The sequence below is a fragment of the Xanthomonas sp. genome (assembly GCF_017163755.1).
In the GTDB taxonomy this organism is placed as follows: Bacteria; Pseudomonadota; Gammaproteobacteria; order Xanthomonadales; family Xanthomonadaceae; genus Xanthomonas_A.
On the sequence record NZ_JAFIWC010000013.1, the window covers coordinates 61,062 to 79,206 of the forward strand.

General features: G+C 68.7%; 16 protein-coding genes and 1 pseudogene. 11 read left to right on the top strand and 6 right to left on the bottom strand.

The genetic code is table 11. From position 1 onward, the window contains the following. Window positions 1-231: 231 nt before the first annotated feature. Window positions 232-1,287 (bottom strand): DUF5694 domain-containing protein, encoded by a 1,056-nt coding sequence (locus tag JR065_RS10450; RefSeq protein WP_206234068.1) that lies wholly within the window; start codon window positions 1,285-1,287, stop codon window positions 232-234. 188 nt (window positions 1,288-1,475) lie between these two features. Between JR065_RS10450 and JR065_RS10455 the strand changes: the two genes are divergently transcribed. The 3 genes from JR065_RS10455 (at window position 1,476) to JR065_RS21505 (ending at window position 5,185) form a co-directional block, all read left to right on the top strand. Beyond that, window positions 1,476-2,426: an alpha/beta hydrolase gene (locus tag JR065_RS10455; protein WP_241093529.1), complete on the top strand. Its 951-nt coding sequence runs from the start codon at window positions 1,476-1,478 to the stop codon at window positions 2,424-2,426. Between the two features lie 44 nt (window positions 2,427-2,470). Beyond that, window positions 2,471-3,808, top strand: a complete 1,338-nt coding sequence (locus JR065_RS10460; RefSeq protein WP_241093530.1) for a M1 family aminopeptidase — start codon at window positions 2,471-2,473, stop codon at window positions 3,806-3,808. A 423-nt stretch (window positions 3,809-4,231) separates the two neighbouring features. After that, complete coding sequence (locus tag JR065_RS21505; RefSeq protein ID WP_241093531.1) at window positions 4,232-5,185, top strand: hypothetical protein; 954 nt, start codon at window positions 4,232-4,234, stop codon at window positions 5,183-5,185. A 62-nt stretch (window positions 5,186-5,247) separates the two neighbouring features. On the opposite strand, the pseudogene JR065_RS21875 reads toward JR065_RS21505, so the two are convergent. After that, window positions 5,248-5,517, bottom strand: a pseudogene (locus JR065_RS21875) (DUF2306 domain-containing protein); the annotation flags it as partial. A gap of 54 nt (window positions 5,518-5,571) precedes the next feature. Next, window positions 5,572-6,444 carry an NAD-dependent epimerase/dehydratase family protein gene (locus JR065_RS10470; protein ID WP_206234073.1) on the bottom strand — a complete coding sequence of 291 codons (873 nt, stop codon included), beginning with the start codon at window positions 6,442-6,444 and terminating at the stop codon, window positions 5,572-5,574. Between the two features lie 89 nt (window positions 6,445-6,533). Between JR065_RS10470 and JR065_RS10475 the strand changes: the two genes are divergently transcribed. The 6 genes from JR065_RS10475 to JR065_RS10500 all read left to right on the top strand — a co-directional run bounded on the left by JR065_RS10475 (window position 6,534) and on the right by JR065_RS10500 (window position 11,304). Continuing rightward, window positions 6,534-7,304, top strand: coding sequence for a helix-turn-helix domain-containing protein (locus tag JR065_RS10475; protein WP_206234075.1), 771 nt, complete (start codon window positions 6,534-6,536; stop codon window positions 7,302-7,304). Window positions 7,305-7,610: 306 nt separating this feature from the next. Then, a complete protein-coding gene (locus JR065_RS10480) occupies window positions 7,611-8,237 on the top strand; it encodes a GntR family transcriptional regulator (RefSeq protein WP_206234076.1) in 627 nt (208 codons plus the stop codon). A 280-nt stretch (window positions 8,238-8,517) separates the two neighbouring features. Then, the gene (locus tag JR065_RS10485) at window positions 8,518-8,658 is read left to right on the top strand and encodes a benenodin family lasso peptide (protein WP_206234077.1); all 141 of its coding nucleotides are present in this window, start codon (window positions 8,518-8,520) and stop codon (window positions 8,656-8,658) included. A gap of 45 nt (window positions 8,659-8,703) precedes the next feature. Then, window positions 8,704-8,853 (top strand): benenodin family lasso peptide, encoded by a 150-nt coding sequence (locus JR065_RS10490; RefSeq protein WP_277420139.1) that lies wholly within the window; start codon window positions 8,704-8,706, stop codon window positions 8,851-8,853. A gap of 55 nt (window positions 8,854-8,908) precedes the next feature. Next, on the top strand, window positions 8,909-9,583 hold the full coding sequence (locus tag JR065_RS10495) for a lasso peptide biosynthesis B2 protein (RefSeq protein WP_206234078.1): 675 nt from the start codon (window positions 8,909-8,911) through the stop codon (window positions 9,581-9,583). After that, a complete protein-coding gene (locus tag JR065_RS10500; protein WP_206234079.1) occupies window positions 9,583-11,304 on the top strand; it encodes a lasso peptide isopeptide bond-forming cyclase in 1,722 nt (573 codons plus the stop codon). The genes JR065_RS10495 and JR065_RS10500 overlap by 1 nt, the downstream gene beginning before the upstream one ends. A gap of 11 nt (window positions 11,305-11,315) precedes the next feature. Here JR065_RS10500 and JR065_RS10505 read toward each other — a convergent pair whose 3' ends face one another. Together JR065_RS10505 and JR065_RS10510 are read right to left on the bottom strand one after the other, a co-directional pair. After that, the gene (locus JR065_RS10505) at window positions 11,316-13,382 is read right to left on the bottom strand and encodes an Atxe2 family lasso peptide isopeptidase (RefSeq protein WP_343237262.1); all 2,067 of its coding nucleotides are present in this window, start codon (window positions 13,380-13,382) and stop codon (window positions 11,316-11,318) included. 78 nt (window positions 13,383-13,460) lie between these two features. Continuing rightward, window positions 13,461-15,794 carry a TonB-dependent receptor plug domain-containing protein gene (locus JR065_RS10510; RefSeq protein WP_206234082.1) on the bottom strand — a complete coding sequence of 778 codons (2,334 nt, stop codon included), beginning with the start codon at window positions 15,792-15,794 and terminating at the stop codon, window positions 13,461-13,463. 409 nt (window positions 15,795-16,203) lie between these two features. Between JR065_RS10510 and JR065_RS10515 the strand changes: the two genes are divergently transcribed. Both JR065_RS10515 and JR065_RS10520 read left to right on the top strand, forming a co-directional pair. Continuing rightward, window positions 16,204-16,494, top strand: a complete 291-nt coding sequence (locus JR065_RS10515; RefSeq protein ID WP_206234083.1) for a helix-turn-helix domain-containing protein — start codon at window positions 16,204-16,206, stop codon at window positions 16,492-16,494. A 243-nt stretch (window positions 16,495-16,737) separates the two neighbouring features. Next, complete coding sequence (locus JR065_RS10520) at window positions 16,738-17,166, top strand: hypothetical protein (protein WP_206234084.1); 429 nt, start codon at window positions 16,738-16,740, stop codon at window positions 17,164-17,166. Window positions 17,167-17,215: 49 nt separating this feature from the next. Here JR065_RS10520 and JR065_RS10525 read toward each other — a convergent pair whose 3' ends face one another. Beyond that, the gene (locus JR065_RS10525) at window positions 17,216-18,136 is read right to left on the bottom strand and encodes a hypothetical protein (protein WP_241093532.1); all 921 of its coding nucleotides are present in this window, start codon (window positions 18,134-18,136) and stop codon (window positions 17,216-17,218) included. Between the last annotated feature and the right edge of the window lie 9 nt (window positions 18,137-18,145).

Below are 18,145 nucleotides of genomic sequence, written 5' to 3' on the forward strand. Positions count from 1 at the left end.
CGGCACAACGGCGATGGCGCCGCGCCTGCTTCGAGCTCAACGGCAGCGCCAAACGGCCAGCGCCGTCCGAGGCGGCGCCATCACCGTCTTGCCGACGGCCGCGCTTCGAACGACCAACCGGCGCCACTGCGCAATGGCGTTGCAATGACGCGATGCCCGGGCCGGCGCAGCGATGCCAGGCCGGCCCATGCGGCCTGTCCGCGTATCGGCGATCTCCCGCACGCCGCCGGCTCATTGCAATACCCGCTCCACGTCGACGATCTCCACGCCCTGCATTTGCCCCAGCCAGCTGTCGAACCAGGGCTTGTGCGATGCGCCGACGACGGAGAGCACGCGCGCACCGGGGCGTTCGCGGAAGGTCTGCTGGATGTTGGCGACCATGCGCAGGTTGCGGATTTCCCATCCGCTGACCCACATCTGCGGATAGTGCTGCGGCGACTGCGCGCGCATGGCCGCGCCGGCGTTGACGTCGGCAAGCACCCACAGATGATGCGGCCGGTTGATGAAGCGATACAGCGGCAGCAGGTCGCGGCCCTTGGCCAGTTCGTTCTCCTGCAGCTCGATCTGGCCGAGTTCGCCCCTGCCCGCCTTCCATGCCTGCTCGATGGATTGGCCGAAGGCCTTGATGTCGGCGACCTGCATGTTGTCGCCGGTATGGTCGTCGACCGGATAGACCCGTTGCAGGCCCAGCCGTGCGGCCAGGCGCGCCGCTATCAGGTAGTCCTCGTTGTTGCGCGTCGCGATCTGCCCGAGCAGCGCCACCAGCGCATCGTCCAGGCCATCGCCGGCATGCCGTTCGGCCTGGGCCAGCTGCAGCCATTGCACGTAGGCCGATGCGCGCTCGTTGGCGGCCAGGAACAGCGCGGCCAGCCGCCGCCGCTGTGCAGGCGAGGGCTGCGCCGGCCACGCGGCGAGCGTCCTGTTCACTTCGGCGATGGCGGCGGGCACGTCCAGTCCCGTCGCCGCTTTCGCCTTGTCCGTATCCGGGCAGTAGTCCGGCCCGTACACCGTCGGATGGCGCGCGGCGAGATCGCACTGCTCGCCGCTGATCGCCTCGATGGTGATGATCTGGGGCTTGTACGCGGCCAGCCGATCGAGCAGGGGATCAAGCGACTGCGGCGGGACACCACCGGAGATCTCGCTCAGGTGGACCGAGCCGAGCACCAGCACCTGGGTGCGCGGCCCGGCCATGTCCTTGTCGAACGCGGTCAGGTCCACCTGCGCTTGCGCGGCAGCGGGAACCGCCAGTGCCAACCACCATCCCAACGCCGTGCATCGCCGATTCATGCGCTACTCCGAAGGCTCATGTGGCCAGCAGTGTCGCCGGACGTACACGCTCGCGCCTGTGCCTTTGGATGGTGAGCCGGTGGGCACGCGGGCACCGGCCAATGGTCTCCGTCCCCTCCCTTCTCCTGTGGAACGGACACCATGCAATACTTCGGATCCATGACGCCCGAATGGGCAAGGGACCGAGATTGAGCAAGTGGTTGTCGCTGGGATGGGGGGCGTTGCTGTTGGCAGGCTGCGTCGAGGCACCGAAGAGCCCCGCGTCCACGCCGCCGGCGCAGGTGGCAGCCGCACCCGCCACGGCGTCTGTACCGGGCGGGCAACGCGGCGAAGGCAAGCCCTACGAAATCGTCGATAGCCAGGTCTGGACGGTGCCCGATCCGGCTACCGGCCGCGATTACCAGGTGTTCGTCGCCATGCCACGGGGCTATGCCGACGACCCCGCCCGCCGCTATCCCGTCCTGTATGTCACCGATGCCGACTACGCCTTCCCGCTGGTGCGGCAGATCGCGCGGCGCTTGAATGGCGAAGGGCCGAAGATCGACGACTTCATCCTGGTGGGCCTGTCGTACGCCATCGGCGACGACGCCATGCCAAGCCGGCGCCGCGACTACACGCCGACGCCGGAGGACGGGGCGAACTCGCCACCGACGCCGACCCATGGCAAGGCGAGCGACTACATCGGCTACCTGCGCGATCGGGTGCTGCCGTTCGTGGCGCAGCGCTACCGCACCGACGAGCGCAGGCGCCTGTACCTCGGCCATTCCTACGGCGGCCTGCTCGGCACGCAGATCCTGCTGAGCGCGCCGGAGATGTTCGCCGGATACATCCTGGGCAGTCCGTCCTACTGGTACGGCGAGCACGCCATGCGCGACCAGGAGAAGGCGTTCGCCGCCACCCACAAGGATTTGCCGGCGCAGGTCTATCTGTACGTCGGCGAGTACGAGCAGACCCGCTACGGGCAGAACTACGACATGGTGGACGATGCGCAGGCGATGGTGCGCAGCCTGCGCGCCAGGCGCTATCCCGGGCTGCAGGTGCAACTGGAGGTGCTCAACGACGAAGACCACCTGAGCGTGGCACCGCGCGGGCTCACCCACGGGCTGAAGTATCTGCTGGGCACCAGGGAACCCCGATGACACGCCCGACACGGCGGCCAGCGAGCCGGCACGCGCGCGCGGCATTGGCCGCCCTGGTCGCCGCATCGGCGGCGACGGGCGCGGCGGCGCAGACGGTGGCGCCGGCGCCCGGTGCGGGCTTCGAGGTCGAACGCTACGCGGTGACCCTGCGCCCCGACCTGGCGACCACCGCCGTGGCCGGCACGCAGACCATCACCTTGCGCGGCACGCAACGGGTGTCGCAACTGGTGTTCTCGCCCAACGCCTTGCGGCTGCGCGCGGCGTCCCTGGACGGCCGCGCCGTGGCAGTGGTCAAACACGCCGACGGCATCGTCTTCGAATTGCCTGCCCCGCTCGAGAAGGGTGCGATCGCCACGCTCCGCTTCACGCTGGAAGGGGTACCCGCCCGCGGCCTGGTGCGCGCCGGCGATGGCGTCTACAGCAGCTATTTTTCCTGCGACTGGATGGTTTGCCTGCAGGACGCGCCAGGCGACAAGGCGCAGTTCGCGCTCGACCTGCTGCTGCCGGCCGGCACGGCCTCGTTGGGCGTGGGCAAGATGTTGCCGCTGCGTCCGCGCGGCGACGGCCTGGTCCTGCATCGCTGGCGCTCCACCCAACCCTACTCGGCCTATCTGTTCGGTTTCGCCGCGGGAACGTTCGCAAAGGCAACGGTCAAAACCGACGTGGGCGAACTGGTCTACCTGGATGCCACCGGGCGAGGCGACGACCTGGCGGAGGCGTTCGCGCAGGCGCCAGGCATCGCCCGCTTCCTGGCCGACAAGGCCGGCATCGCGCTGCCCGGCCGCCGCTATACCCAGCTGCGGGTACCGGGGCAGGAAGCGCAGGAGGCCGCCACCTTCTCTCTTGTCGGCCAGGAGCCACTGGAAGAGGATGCCCAGGCGCCGACCGCGGCATGGATCGTTGCCCACGAGATGGCCCACCAGTGGTGGGGAAACCTGGTGACCTGCGCGTCGTGGCAGGACTTCTGGTTGAACGAGGGCATCACCACGTTCATGACCGCAGCGTGGAAGGAACACGCGTTCGGGGCAGCCGCCTACCAGCAGGAACTGGCGTTGGCGCAACGTCGGCTGGAGCGCGCCCGCGCGGCGGGATTCGACAAGCCGCTCGCATGGCCCGGCGCCTATCCCTCCCTCGGCATGCGCCGCGCGGTCCAGTACAGCAAAGGCGCGCTGTTCCTGGCGCATCTGCGCCAGACCCTGGGCGAGCAGGCCTTCTGGAGCGGCATCCGCCGATTTACCCGCGGCCATGCCGGAACGTCGGTCGGCAGCCGCGATTTTCAGGCTGCGATGGAGCGCGCGAGCGGACAAGACCTGTCGGACGTCTTCGACGAATGGGTCTACGGCACCGCGCAGCGGCCGCACGCAAATCCCGAGGCGCCGTGAGGACCGGCACAGCGGGAGGCGGCACAGTGGGACGGAAGTTATTGAAGCGGGATCCCAAGCCGTCCAGGCCGCCGGACGTGCGGCGCTCTTGATTGCGATAGGCCAAGCAGCGCAGAAGATGGCCGCGTAAATCGTCTCCGTCCTCCCCGCGCGTCGCTCCCCCACACGTGGCAGCGGGAACTCCCCCAGCGACAACCACCGTCCCGATGCCATCGATCGCCGGTTCATGCGCTACTCAAGCAGGTGCCGCGGGCATTGTCGCCAGATGTCCGCAACCGTGCCTGTGACGTTGGGGACGTGCCAAAGGACATATCGACAACCGGTGGCTCGCCTCAGCCAGCCGATCCATCCACGCCTCCCATGACCCACCCTCGATTTCAAATGTATGATCCGCCGCACCCAACGCACCGACAAGGAACGTCCATGCCCTCTTCGTACATCGCGCCACGCGTTGCGGCGCTCGCCGCGCTCCTCCTGTGCGCGACCAACGTATCCGCCTCCCAGCCGAGGCCGATCGATTGCGACAAGGCCCAGGCCATCCGCCCCGGCTGGACGGCCAAGCAGGTCACCCGGGCGATGGGCAAGCCCTACATCATCCGGTTCTCGCGCGGGGAAATGGCGTATGGCTGGGCCACCGAGGACGGCAAGGACACGCTCGACGTGACGTTCGAGGTCGCCACCCGCAAACTCGACGCGCGCACCGCGACGGCGGTCGCCGGCAGTTGCGGCGGCAGGCCGATCGCATCGACGCCTGCGTCGGCGCCGGCACCGGCGGCCGCCGATATCGAAGTCCCCGGGGTTCCGCGGCGTATCGAGTTCGGCGGGACCGCGTTCTATCTGGGCTACGTCGCCGAATCGGCCGACCGCGCCATGCGCTATGTCGAATACGTCCCGCAAGGCCAGAGCCTGGCCACGTGGCACCGCATGATCGCGGTGTTCCTCCACACCGATGGCGGCACCCCCGGGTCGAAGCTCGAACAGGCGCGCCAGGTGGCGGTGCAGACCCGCAACCCGCATTTCAAGCAGGTCCACGTATCGCCCACCGGCGACGAAGCGGTCGCCGCATTCCCCATGCTTCGCGACGATGCGGTGGAATACCAGGTACCGCGGTGGCGTACGGTACCCGGCGGCCTGCTGGCGACCGTCCACTTCAGCCGCACCTACCGAAGCGAGGGTGTCGCCGTGGACGCGTACATCGCCGGGGAGGAAGCGAACATTCCCGGCTATCTCGCTGGGCTGCGCGCATTGCCGTCCATCATGCCGCCGGAGCTGGGCGGCGCCGGGTCGCTGACACTCACCCGCGACGGCAAGGAGAGCGGCGAAGTGCTGGTACCTGCAACGGCGTCCGCCGGCCCGGCCGAGCCGCAGGGACGGTAGCGGGAGCCGGTGCGCGACCGCCGAAGCCCCGCAGCGATGCGATACCCCATCTCGCAGACCAGCAGCGGCAACGTCCAGCGCAGCCACAGCAGGATCGCGATGACTTCCGTGGGCGACGCCAGTTCCATCACGCCCGGGATCCGCATCATCAGCCGGAACGTGATCAGGGCGAGCGTGACCAGGTAGCTGCGGATCATCCATCGCCAGTGCGACGGCACCCGGCCGCGGCGGATGGCCCGCAGGCCGACCAGGGCCGTCGAGAGCCACGCCAGGGCGGTGCGGGAGCCGTCATGGTCGAACGCGTAGCGGCGCGGCGGCGCAAGGAGCGGCACCGCAGGACGACGCTGGAGATGCCCGCCAAGCCCCCCGCGTACCCATTGTTCCCGTCAGCCCTGTCGATCGTCCCGATCGGGCACGGCATCCGCATCCCGCGCTTCGGCCTGGACCGCATCCGCAAGGCGCGGGAACACTGGCTTGAAACCAAGCTCGTCGCGGATGCGGCGGCTGTCCAGCAGCGCATCGAAGACGCGCGCGCGCTCGGCCTGCGAGCCGTCGGGCGGGGGCTGGCCTACCGCTGCGAACAACGTGGCCAGGTCGGGCGCCTCGTCGGCGGCGACGTTGTAGATGCGATGCGCCAACGCGGGCGCATCGAGCACGCAGGCAAAGGCCTGCGCGACATCCACATGGTGCGCGATCGACATGCGCTGGCCCGGCGGGAAGCCGCGCATCAACGGCACCGCCTCGGCGATGTGCGCATCGCCGTCGCCATAGACGAACGGCAGGCGGAGCACGCGCACGTCCAGATCCTCCAGCGCGAGCAGCATGCGCTCGGCGGCGAGCTTGCTCAGGGGATAGGCGTCCACCGGCGCGCACGCGTCGTCCTCGCGGGCCTGGCCGCCGCCCTTGGGCCCGTAGACCAGGCCGGTGCTGGCGAATACGAAGCGTCCGACGGATGCGGCGCGGGCGGCATCGGCAAGCTGCCGCGTGCCCAACTCGTTCACGGCATGCGCCTGTTCGGGCGTGGCGCCGCGAAAGAACGCGGCGCAATGGACGATGGCATCGATGCCACGCACCGCGGCGTCGAGCGAGGCGGCATCGAGCAGGTCGCCTTCGACCAGCTCCACCTGGTCGCCCAGCAGATGGGCGGCACGCGCCGCATCGCGCACGAGCGCACGCAGGGGATGGCCACGCCGGGCGAGGCGCTCGACGAGGCGGCTTCCAACTTTTCCGGTGGCACCGGTCACAAGGATTGTCTTCATGGAACCAGCGTAGCCTCGGGTATCGGGTGCGCATTGGAAAAATCGGCCAAGGCTTGCGCGGCCGCCAGGCCGTCATCAGAATCGGGCGCATGCATATGCGCTTTGAACGCCATCGCGTCGGGCCAGCCATCGCCGCACCGGCCGGCGTGGCGGAACTGTTCGTACACGAATGCGAGCGCGACCTGCCGCGCGTCGCCATTCCCGGCCCCGAAATCCATCTCGTCGTCCGCATCGGCGCTTCGGTTCGCAATGGCCTCGATGTCCATGCGCTGGGCATGCGGCAGGAGGCGCATCGCAAGATCGTTCCCGCCGGGCAACGTACGCTGTTCGCGCGCCTGCACTTGCACACCTACGCAGCGGTGCTCGGCGTCCCTGCCGCGGACATCGCCGGACGCATCGTCGCGCTCGAGGACCTGTGGGGCAGGCCCGCCGCCCAGCGGTTGCTCGATCGGCTCGCCGGCGCGCACGACACCGCCACCGCGGCTGCGGTGCTGGAACATGCGCTCGCCGAACGCATCGCCATGGCGGAGGCGCCCGGCGCCCACGCGCTGCTCGCCTTCGATGCCGCCACACGGCTGGCGAACGCCAGCGTGGCGGCCGTCGCCCGCGACCTGGGCATGAGCGAGCGACACCTGCGCCGCATGTTTCGCCAAGCCGTGGGCGTCAGCCCGAAGGCATTCGCCAAGCTCACGCGCTTCCGCCGCGCCCTGAGCGCCGCACGCGAGGAAGGCGGCACCGATTGGGCAGGCATCGCGGTCGCATCGGGCTATTACGACCAGGCGCACCTGATCGCCGAATTCCGCGCCATCGCCGGCGCCACGCCGCGTGCGCTCCTGGCCGAGCTGCAGGGCGCAGGCTAGCGGGCGGGTCGTATCCGAGTGCGCCAGTCCGCCTTCATCGCGGACTGTCCAGCATGCATGGGATGGGAAGGCGGATAAACCGGACGCAACCCTTCGGAGAAGGACGCAGTCGGGCGCTGCCTGGAGGCATGCCTGGACTGCAGACGCGACCCACGCGTGCCCCCATAGACGCAGGGCGCGGCGGCCACATCGCGCGCGCGCTGTAGACACCGCATGGTTTCTTCGCGATGTCCGGATCGCGTTCTCTCCAGGCTTTTGTATTATCCAGCGCAGGGAGGCAGCCATACGCAGACATGGAGTTCCGCTATGAGTTCGATCCATTCCAAGAGTGCGTTCCTGTACGGACAGGTCAGGCGCGCCCTGCAATCGGGACGTTACCTACCAGGGCAGCGGATCGATCCGGCCACGCTCGCCGCGCAATTCGACACCAGCCCCACGCCCGTTCGATTCGCCCTGTACCGGCTGGTCGGCGAGGGCCTGATCGCCGATCATGCGCGCGGCGGGCTGCAGGTGCCCTTGCCCAACGAAGTCGCACTGCGCGACCTCTACGACTGGATGCAGCGCCTGCTGCTGATGGCATGCGACATCGGCGCCGCGCCGCTGGTGCGGAAGGTCGGAAAACTCGAGATCTCCGCCGACGACGACGTGGTGAAGCGGACATGGCAGCTGTTCGACGCGATCGCCGCTGCCACGGGCCACCGGTCCCTGCACCACGCCATAACGCAGGCCAACGACCGGTTGGCGCCGATACGGCGCGCCAAGCACGGCCTGCTCGAACAGCCGGCCGAAGAGCTAGCCGAGCTCAACCGGCACTGGCAGAAACGCGATATCCCGGCGCTGCGATCCGGTCTGCTCGAATATCACGAACGCCGCAAGCAGCTCGTCCCGTGCATCGTGGCCTTGCTGAGCGACCGCAGCGACCCCCACCACTGAGGCTCGCGCGCCTGCCACCTCGGCTGGCGCCCGTGGAAAGCGGCGTGCACCCCTCATGCCTAAGCGATCAGCACGGCCACGCCCGGGTGAGGCCGGCCGAATGCGCCTGTATCGAACGGCGCGGGAGGAACACGGCCCTTGAACGCGGCATCTCAAGATGGCTATCACGTAACGGAATAATCTACTCGCTACAAGCAAATAATAATTTGAATATACGAATTCCGGCCTCCTACGCTGCGCTCGTCATGGGACGTCCATGACGCAACCGAAGGAGACAGAGATGGACACCAACGACAACGCCCGTGCCAACCTGCCGGATGATGTGGTCGTACTCGGCGTCGCCAGCGTGGAAACCAAGGGTGGACCGCTCGCGGGCGAGGAGATCGGCGGCCCCAACGTCCTGGGCATTTCCGAAGAGTGAAGGCAGGGCGCGCCCACGGCGCGCCCTTTCGCCGGGAGATCAACCATGAACGACATGAAGGAAGACGCGCTGCACCTCGATGCACCGGACCGGGCGATCATCATGCTCGGTGTCGCCAGCACCGACACCCAAGGCGGTCCGCTGGCAGGCGAGGAAATGGGAGGCTTCACTGCCCTGGGCATCGCCCAGGACTGAAGCCACCGGGGGGCGCACCCGACCGGTGCGCCCTCTCTCTCACGGGGGCATGAGCATGACCCACTACGCAATGCGCAACGGCCTGTCGTTCTGCCGGGTAGGCGAGCACCTGGTCTTCCTCGACATCGACAACGACCGCTACTTTCGCCTGCCGCAGGCGATGGAGCGGGCGCTGCTCGCTCACCTGGACGGGGATGGGCCTGCCGACCTGGACATAAGCGGATTGATCGCAAGCAACGTCCTCGTCGATGACACCCCAGGAATCGAAGAGCGGCCAAGCATCGAGCCTGCCGCACGCAGCGCCATGGAGGCCCCCACTCCATCCCGGCGGCTTCGGCCTTCGGAGCTTCTCGAGGTCTTCGCGATCGTGCTGTACACGCGGTTTCAGCTGAAGTCGTCGACGCTCAGGACCGTCCTTGCTGGCCTCGCGCCCGACAGGCGCAGCTCCGCGTCGCGGGTCATGCTGCCTTCCGAATCGGTCGAGCCCCGGCTCTCTGAGGTCGCTGCCGCATTCCGGCGGGCGCGTCCCTATGTGCCGCTGCAGATGCGTTGCCTGCTGGATTCCGTCGCGATGGCGAAATTCCTGCGCAGGCGGCGGCTCGATGCGCACGTCGTGTTCGGCGTCGCGCTCGATCCGTTCTCTGCACATTGCTGGGTACAGGCGGGCGATCTCGTCCTGAACGACACGGTCGGCAATGTCAGTTCCCATACGCCCCTACGGGTGGTGTGATGTACCGCTACATCGCTTTGCTGGGTGCGCATCGCAGCAGGGCCGCGGACGGCGATATCGATGAAGCGCTTCATCGCCTTGGGCTCCATGCAAAGCTGGCGCTGGATGATATGGCCCTGTATGCCTCGGCGGACACGCCCGTCCTCCGCTTGGCATGCGGCGGCGCGCTCATCGGCCACGTCTTCTCGCGCAACGGCGTGCCGGTGGATGGTTCGTACCTATCCGGCCCCCTCTCGGCACACACTCTGGCCGAACACCTCATCGACAGGTACTGGGGCGAGTACCTGCTTCTTCATGCGCCGGGCGATACCCACGCCACGACCGTCCTGCGCGATCCATCCGGCGGCGTCGGTTGCGTCTATTCGCAAGGCGGCGGCTTCATCACCTCCGACATCTCGATCGCAACGCGCATCGGCCTGTACGCCAGGCAGATCGATTGGGACTTCATCCGCGGCAACCTCGCCTATCCGCACCTCAAGACCGGCCGCACCGGGCTTTGCGGGCTGCGCGAGCTGCTGCCTGGCTGTCGACTCAACATGCGTGGCGAGCAGAGCACCATCGAGCAGGCCTGGTCCCCCTGGGATTTCGTCGCACCGCACTGCCGGCATCGCGATCGGCGCCAGGCAGAGGCCGAGGTCAGAACCGCGGTGACGTCCACGGTGCGCCAATGGGCCGACACGGATGCGTCCGTCCTGTTGGAGCTGTCCGGCGGGCTGGACTCGTCGATCGTGGCGGCGTGCCTGCAGAACGCGCACGCCCGCGTGGCGTGCTGCAACCTGGTCACGCCAGTACCGGGGGCCGACGAGCGACGGTATGCGCTGCAGATGGCCGCTCTGCTGCACAGCGAGCTGCATGTGCGAACGCTGGGATTCGACGACGCGCACCTGGATTCCCCGCCGCCGCCGCACGCGGTCGCTCCGAGCACGTGGTTCCTCCAGCATGCGTCCAATGCGCTGAAGGAGGCAGTCGGCGCGCAGCTCGGCGTCAACAGCTTCTTCTCCGGCGGCGGCGGAGACACGGTCTTCTGCTACACCCGGACCGCGGCGCCGGCAGCGGATGCGTTTCGCGAACGCGGAATGGCCGCCGCGATCAAGGCGATCCATGACCTCGCCGAGCTCCACCAGTGCACGGTCTGGAAGGCCGGCAGGTTGACGCTCAGGAAGCTGTTCTCGGCGCCGCGGCCGCCACGCAGGGCCGACGGATCCTTCCTCGCCGCGACGCCGGCGCCCGATCTGCTGGAACCCCATCCCTGGTTCGTGGCGCCCGACGACGCCCTGCCCGGAGACAGGGAGCGCATCTTCGATCTCGCCGGCACCCAGGTCTTCAGGGACGGGCTGGCCCGTGGCGCGAAATGGCGGTTGCGGATGCCGTTGCTGTCGCAGCCGGTGGTGGAAGCCTGCCTGAAGGTCCCGAGCTGGATGTGGATAGCCGAGGGCCGCAACCGCGCGATCGCCCGCGACGCGTTCGCCGACAGCTTGCCCGCCGAGATCCTGCACCGCCGCAGCAAGGGCACCTTCATGAACTACTCCGGCGCGTTCTATCGCAAGAGCAAACGCCGTATCCGCGAGTATCTGCTGACCGGCCGGCTCCAGGCGCAGGGGTTGCTCGACACCGGTGCCCTGCAGCGGTGCTTCGACCGCGAGCTGGCGCCCCGGGACGACGCGTTCATGCGCATCTTCGACCTCTGCGCGGTCGAGAACTGGGTCCGTCACCAGGGTTGATGTCCACGTCGTCATCGAGCGCGCGTCACCGTTCGCTGCATCAGCCGCCAGCGCGAATACTGCGCCGCCTTCGCGGGCGAAGGGTCCTCGTAGCCCTGCAGCCAGAACCGGAACCAGTCGAGGTTCCGTTCGTACGCCGCGAGCTTGTGCCTGGGCTGGAACTTCTGGTGCGGCTCGTTGGGGAACACGTACAGGTCCGCACGCTGCGCGCGGATCAGCGGAATCTCGTAGTCCAGCGCGTACAAGTACTCCTGCTCGGAGTGCTGGAACAGGATCGGTGCCCGGATCCTGTCGAGCTTGAAGGCCGGGGAGAGCGCCTTCCAGCGTTCCGGCGTTTCGCCGGGCGCGCCCAGGCCCCACATGTCGCGCAGGCCCTTGAGGAAGCCCTCGCCCTTCATGCTGCCGAACAGGTAGTAGGTGGGCGAGACGACCGGGTTGGCGACCGATGCGGCGGCGAGCAGGTCCGATTCGGTCGCGGTCCACAACGTCACCGCTCCACCGAAGCTCAATCCCCCCATCCCCACGCGCGTCCGGTCGACCTCCCCTGCCGAGGACAGCAGATCGATCGCGCTCTCGACCGCGGCCAGCCCCTGCCCATGCCGCTCGACCGCGTCCAGGGTGTAGCCGGGCAACTGGTTGATGCACAGTGCCGATATGCCGGCCTGCGCCAGCGAGGCCAGCGGCCATTCGTCGCCTGCCCCGCCGCGCACGAAACCCGGGCAGCTGTAGTAGGTGACGAACAACGGCGCCGGCGCAATACCGCGTCGTCGTGCCGGATAGTACTGGCCGCTGAACCATCGCCCCTGCGCATCCGCCCAACGCAGCAGGCGCGCCGGCGCAACGCGGGCCATGTCCAGCGCGAGCGCCACGTTGGGATCGAACAGCACATGGCGCTCGCCGCTTTCCAGATCGATCCGTTCGAGCCGTGGCGGACGGTCGGCTTCCGCGGTCACGCACACCAAGGCCTCGGCCGATAGGCCGCAGTTCGACGCGGGATCGCGCCCGCCGTTGACCAGTCCCCGCGTGCGTACGACCTGGCGCACCGCGCCGGACTCGACGTTCCAGCGGAGGATCGACTGCGCCAGGCCCAGGCCGGGATCGGTGATGGTGAACAGCACTTCGTCATGGCCCGGACGCCACTGGATGCCGGTGATGGCCTTGCCCGTGCACGCCGCCGACGTACAGTGCACCGCGCGCCGCGCATGCCCGCCGCGGAGCACCGACAGCAGCACATCGGGCCGGTGCAACTGCCCGCGGCCGTCGCCCACGCGCGCCAGCAGGGCGATGCTGCCGCCACGCGGATCGCGCACGGACTTCCACGGATCGCCATCGACGCCCGCCATGCCTGCGGCCGGCGCCGGTTCGGCCGCTGCCTCCGGAGCGGCGGCCAGCGCGCGGGTTGCCCCGGTCTGCAGGTCCAGCGCCATCCATCGGTCCGGCACCTCGGCCAGCAGCGAGGCGCGATCGAACCACACCTTGCCGAAGCGCTGCGTGGCCAGGCGTCCCTCGACGTTGCCGGACCGGAACAGGCCCTGGCCAATCGGCACGGTTTCGTCGATGTGGATGCCCCGGTCGTACTCGGCCTGTTCGGCCGACAGGACCTCCTCGCGCGTCGCGCCGACGCTGTACCGGAGCACGCGCCCGTCCGGGTCCAACACGAACTCGCGCACGTCCGCAGCGTCGCGCGTCACGGGCGCGGCCCCCGTCCCGTCCGCGGCCGCGCGCCAGACGTCGATCCTGCCGTCGACCCGCGCGCGGTAGTAGATCCAGCGGCCGTCCGGCGACCACACCGCGCGCGCCGGCAACGCGCCTCCGGCCGAGTCGCGCAACGGCACGCCGCCCTCCGCGACCCGCCTGGGCGATGCATCGCCTAGGCCCTGCACGTACCACGCGCTGTCGTAGGTGTTGCGTTCCAGCGCCGCCTGCTCCACCCGGAACGCCACGCGGCGCCCCTCCGGCGACAGCGTCGGGCCGCCGATGTCGGCCACTTCCAGCAGCCGGCGCGGCGGCACGGCTTCGGCGTGGCACAGGTACGCAATACCCATCCACAGGGTGGCCGCCAGCAGCAGGCGCCACACGATGCATTTCGACATGGATGCAGTCCCTTCTCTCAAACCGTCGGCAAGCGGCGCTTGCGCCGCGCAACCGCCGCGGCATCACCAGTGCTTGGACACGGACAGGCTCAGGAAGCGCCCGATCGCCGAGTAGTTGGTCGAGTCGTACGGCGCCACGTACAGCGGCGAGGTGACCCGGTACAGAGGCGGATCGCGATCGAATACGTTGTCGACGGACAAGCCGAACTCCAGCCCGGACCAGGCATCGCCGCGCGGACCGGTGGCGTAGCGAAGCGCCGCATCGACGGTGGTGAACGAGGCCGACTTCACCCCGTCGATCCGATTGCTCACCCCCCCGCGATAGTTGGCGAACAGCGACGCCGTGAACCCGCCCTGCTTCCAGACCGCGCCCGCGCGGCTGCTGACCTTCGGCGGGTTGAACAGCGTGCCCGCCAGCGCGTGCGCGCCCTGGGTCGGGACGGTCTGCTGCGTGCTGTCCAGCCAGTTCGCCGAACCGCGCAGCGTCAATGTCCCCGGCTCCAGTTCCAGCCGATACGACCCCGACAGGTCGACGCCCTGGATGTCCTGCCGGGCCACGTTGGCGTACTGCGTGTAGATGATCGCGGCCACCTTGTCGGCCGCGTACGGCGCCCCGACGAAGTTGTAGAACGTGCCGGCACGTGCGATGACATCCGCCTGCTCCTGCGCCGTCGGCGTGCGGTCGACGAAAGGCGCATAGATCGCATTGTTCAACGCCTGGCTGGAATTGGCGATCGGCTGGATCACCCGGTTGCTGTAGTCCACGCTGAACCAGCTCAGCTCCGCCTCCAGGCCGCGCAGTCCGGCAGGATGGTACGCCAGCGACAGCGAGCGGGTGATGGCACGCTCCGGTTCGAGATCACGGTTGCCGCCATCGAGCACCAGCACCGTCGCATCGGCCGGATACCCGGTGCCGCCGAAGCTGCTCGGGAAGAACAGCCAGGCATTGCGCGCATAGTTGCGCTCGAACAGCGTCGGCGCCTTGAACGACTTGCCCCAGGACGCCTTCAGCGTGAAGTCGGCGTTGGGGCCGTAGACCACGCCGAGCTTCGGTGTGGTCACCCCGCCGAACGTGCTGTAGTCCTCGCCTCGCACCGCAGCGGTCAAGGTCAGGCGCTGTACGCCGGCGATGTCCTGGCCCGGCCCGATCAGCGGCAGGTTGGCTTCCGCGTACGCGAACCTGGCGCTTTCGCGTCCGCGGATCGTGTCGGCTCCCGCGACGTGGTCGACGTTGCGGAACTCGTTCCTGCGATAGCCGATGCCGAGCGCCAGGCGCGCATCGCCGGCAGGCACGGCGAACAGGGGCCCCTCGGCGCCGAGCTCGTAGCTGCGGCTGTCGTTGCAGTAGCACACATCGGTGACGGTCGCCGCGCCGGTGGCGAGCACGGTCTCGCGCCGGTACTGCGCGTGTTCGCTGCGGCCGGAGGTGGCGCCGAGCGAAAGCTTCCAGTCGTTCGGCAGCCACACATCCAGGCTGGGGGAGAGCAACGTCGTGGTGGTTTCCGGCGTGACCCGGCTGTTCCTGCCGCTGGCGTTGTACAGGTGCAGCTGGTCGCGCTCGGACCGCAGCGCATCCAGGCGCAGCTCGGCGACGTCGCCCAGGGACTGGTGCGCGCTGAGCAGGCCGCTGCGCAGGTCGCTGCCGGGATACAGGGTCGAAGGATCGAGCAGTTGCGCGCTGTAGCGGCGCTGCTGGCTATGGATGGGATCGACCGAAGCGTCCTTGTAGGTCGCGATGATCCCGCCGCTGCGCCAGGTGGCGCCGGCGGTGAGGTCGTACTCGCGGCTGGTCATCCCGCCTTGCGTCGCGCGTCCGTAGCGCGTGCCGACGGTCACGCCTTCGTACTCGCGCTTGAGGATCACATTGCCGACGCCGCCCACCGCATCGGAGCCGTAGATCGCCGACGCGCCGTCGGCGACGATCTCCACCCGTTCCACCGCCTCCACCGGGATCGCGCTGATGTCCACCGACTGGGTGAAGCCGCCATAAGCCATGCGGCGCCCGTTGAGCAGGGTCAAGGTGGCGTCGGCCCCCAGCCCACGCAGGTTCAGGCTCGACCCGCCGGTCATGTTCTGGTTGGCGTTGCCGGCGCCGGCCAGATTCCCGCTGAGCACGCCCGGGTTCTGGCCTCCGGAGAAGTTCTGCGGAATGCTGCGGATCACCTCGCCGAGGTCGCTGAAATCCTCCTCCTGGATCCGCGCCGCATCGACCGAGATCACCGGCGACGGCACCGCGCCGTCCTTGATGCGCGTGCCGGTGACTTCGATCGCCTCGAGCTGGGTGGCGGCCGCATCCGCATGCGGTGTCGCCTCCTGGGCTGCGGCCACGCCCGCCGCCCCGCTGGCGGCGGCGAGCAGGGCGATGGAGATGGCGTTGCGTAACGTGCTGTTCTTCATGCTGCGTCCTTTGGTTTTCCCCTGGTTGGCCCTGCCGCCATGCCTCCATGTCGGCGCTGGATCGAGCAGCGACGGTCCGCACGGGCCGCGCCGGCAGCGGCGACCCATCCCACCGACCGCGAACATCGCCACGCTGCACGGCGTTAGCGATACGAACAACCGTCGCCCGCGTGAGGCGTGCCGGCGTTCCATCCGGAATGCCGATTCGTCGTCGCCGCGTTGTCTGCTCCCGCTTTTCCCTTCCCCCTGCCGCCTCCGCACCGCATCGCACCTGCTGCCGGTTCGCGCGAAAGACGTCGCATGACTACGTTTAACGTAGCTGACATGGCGAGACTACGTTTAGCGTAGTATCGAAGTCAAGCCCCGTTCCGGAAGCTTCCGCGTATCGAAGTCCGGGACACGTACGCAGGTGGCTGAGAAAAAACCGCTCCCCGTCTACAGCCGCCGGCTACGCGAGGCGCGGGAGGTCTACGGCATTTCGCAGCGCAGCCTGGGCATCAAGGCCGGCCTGGACGATTTCGTCGCCAGCACCCGCGTCAACCGCTACGAGACCGGCGTCCACCAGCCCGACCTGCAGACCCTGCAACGCCTCGCGGCGGCGCTCGAGATGCCGCTGGCCTTCTTCTATGCCGAGGAAGACGAACTGGCGCGGCTGATCATGGAGTTCAAGCGCAAGGGCAAAGGCAAGAGTCAGGACTGACGAAGCAGGCCGATGCGAAGACGGGAGAGGGAGAGATCCCGATTCCGTCGGCGCATCCCGTCGGATCGAACACCTGCGCCGGCAGCGCGCATTTGCCTGCGCGCCCGGCGCACCCGCTTCTGCTGGCCCGCTCACCGCGCCTGGCATCTCCGCAGCGGCGCTCCGCAAGCAGCGCGGCAGACGCTGCGCCCAACGCTCCCTGCCCGGCTATCATCGGCGCATCACACACTCCACGCGGCGGATATGGGCGCGGTCCTAGCCATCCCAGCAATCGTGCTGTTCGCCGCGTGCGGCGTCTATCTCTCATGGCGCGGGCGGCAGAAGGTCGAGCGGACGCTGCGGGAGAGCTTCGCGCGCCGCACCTTCCAGACAGCCGAAGGCCAGGTGAGTGGCGCGGCGCTGCAGGTGGTCAAGATCAGCCGCCAGACCTCGCGCTACGCGGGGGACGATGTCTATCGCCTCGTCCGCGATCCGGTGCCCAACGACGCCTTCTGGTATTGCGTGGGCCCGGGCCGCACCTACTTCCTGGCGATCGCGATCGTGCAGGCGGGCAATGGCAAGGTCTCGGCCGAGTGGATCGTGCGCCCGCTGAGCGAACAGGCCATGCGTGGCGCGCTGACCGGCGATCGCAAGGCGCAGGCGCTGGCCTTCGGCACGGCGATCGAAGGCTAGCGCGACGCAGCCATCGCACGTTGTACCCGCTTTGCCCGCCAGGCTGCCCTCAATACTTGAGCGCATCCTCGGTAGGCGCCAGCGGCGTGAACCGCGCGTTGCTGAAATCGTGCAGCAGGCGGAAGGCCTGTTCGCCTTCGTGCTCGTAGCGCTTGAAGTCGCTCTTGGCGAGGCGATGGAGGCAGCCGTTCCGCGCGAACACCAGGTCGCCGCCGTCCCAGTCCGCCCAATCGCTGCCCGGCAGACGCAGCAGCGTATTTCCATCGCGGTCCAGCACGCAATGCTCCAGGTCGTACCACGCCTGGTTCCGGCGGCCGACGGCATGCAGCCGCGCCTCCAATCGCCGGCCGCCGACTCCCGCCTTCTGCGCGATCCGCGGCCGGCTGAAGCGATACAGCACATCGTCCTTGAGCCGGCCGGTTTCGCCCTCGCCGCCGTCGATCACCTGCCAGCCGTCGCGCTGCCGCAGCACGCTGTCGATCGGATCGTCTTCGCCGCCACCGGACCCTTGCCCGAATGGCAACACCCGCATGCCCGGCTTCAGCCGGAAGCCGGCGGGCATCGGGAACGGCTCGCGGCCCTCCAGCGGCCGATGGTTCAACAGCAGCGTGTGCTCGTCGTCGAACATGCCGCCGCCGCCCCAGCTGTCTCCCTTCGGCCACAGCGCCAGCGCGGTGAAGAACGGCGGGCGCGAGACCGCGGTCCAGGTGCCGAAGTCGCCGCGCTGCGTGGACGCGAAATAGACCAGCAACCGGCCCGACGGCGAGAGATCGCAGCGCCGTTCGTAGATGCGGCCCTTGAACCATTGCCCGTGCTCGAAGGTATCCGTGCGCAGGTCCCAGCGGATCAGCTGCACCTGCCTGCTCGGCCCGCGGCGGAAGACCACGCCCGTGCGGCCCTCGCGCGCGAGCAGCGCGTAGAGCCGGGTGGCCGCGACGCCGCGTTGTCCTTCGTGCCGTATCGTTTCCAAGTCCTGCCC

Excerpts from the sequence above, each read along its gene's own strand:
- JR065_RS10480 (WP_206234076.1), top strand. The coding sequence starts at position 7,611 with ATGAGTTCGATCCATTCCAAGAGTGCGTTCCTGTACGGACAGGTCAGG.
- JR065_RS10450 (WP_206234068.1), bottom strand. The coding sequence starts at position 1,287 with ATGAATCGGCGATGCACGGCGTTGGGATGGTGGTTGGCACTGGCGGTT.
- JR065_RS10485 (WP_206234077.1), top strand. The coding sequence starts at position 8,518 with ATGGACACCAACGACAACGCCCGTGCCAACCTGCCGGATGATGTGGTC.
- JR065_RS10490 (WP_277420139.1), top strand. The coding sequence starts at position 8,704 with ATGAACGACATGAAGGAAGACGCGCTGCACCTCGATGCACCGGACCGG.
- JR065_RS10510 (WP_206234082.1), bottom strand. The coding sequence starts at position 15,794 with ATGAAGAACAGCACGTTACGCAACGCCATCTCCATCGCCCTGCTCGCC.
- JR065_RS10520 (WP_206234084.1), top strand. The coding sequence starts at position 16,738 with ATGGGCGCGGTCCTAGCCATCCCAGCAATCGTGCTGTTCGCCGCGTGC.
- JR065_RS10500 (WP_206234079.1), top strand. The coding sequence starts at position 9,583 with ATGTACCGCTACATCGCTTTGCTGGGTGCGCATCGCAGCAGGGCCGCG.
- JR065_RS10470 (WP_206234073.1), bottom strand. The coding sequence starts at position 6,444 with ATGAAGACAATCCTTGTGACCGGTGCCACCGGAAAAGTTGGAAGCCGC.
- JR065_RS10495 (WP_206234078.1), top strand. The coding sequence starts at position 8,909 with ATGACCCACTACGCAATGCGCAACGGCCTGTCGTTCTGCCGGGTAGGC.
- JR065_RS21505 (WP_241093531.1), top strand. The coding sequence starts at position 4,232 with ATGCCCTCTTCGTACATCGCGCCACGCGTTGCGGCGCTCGCCGCGCTC.
- JR065_RS10475 (WP_206234075.1), top strand. The coding sequence starts at position 6,534 with ATGCATATGCGCTTTGAACGCCATCGCGTCGGGCCAGCCATCGCCGCA.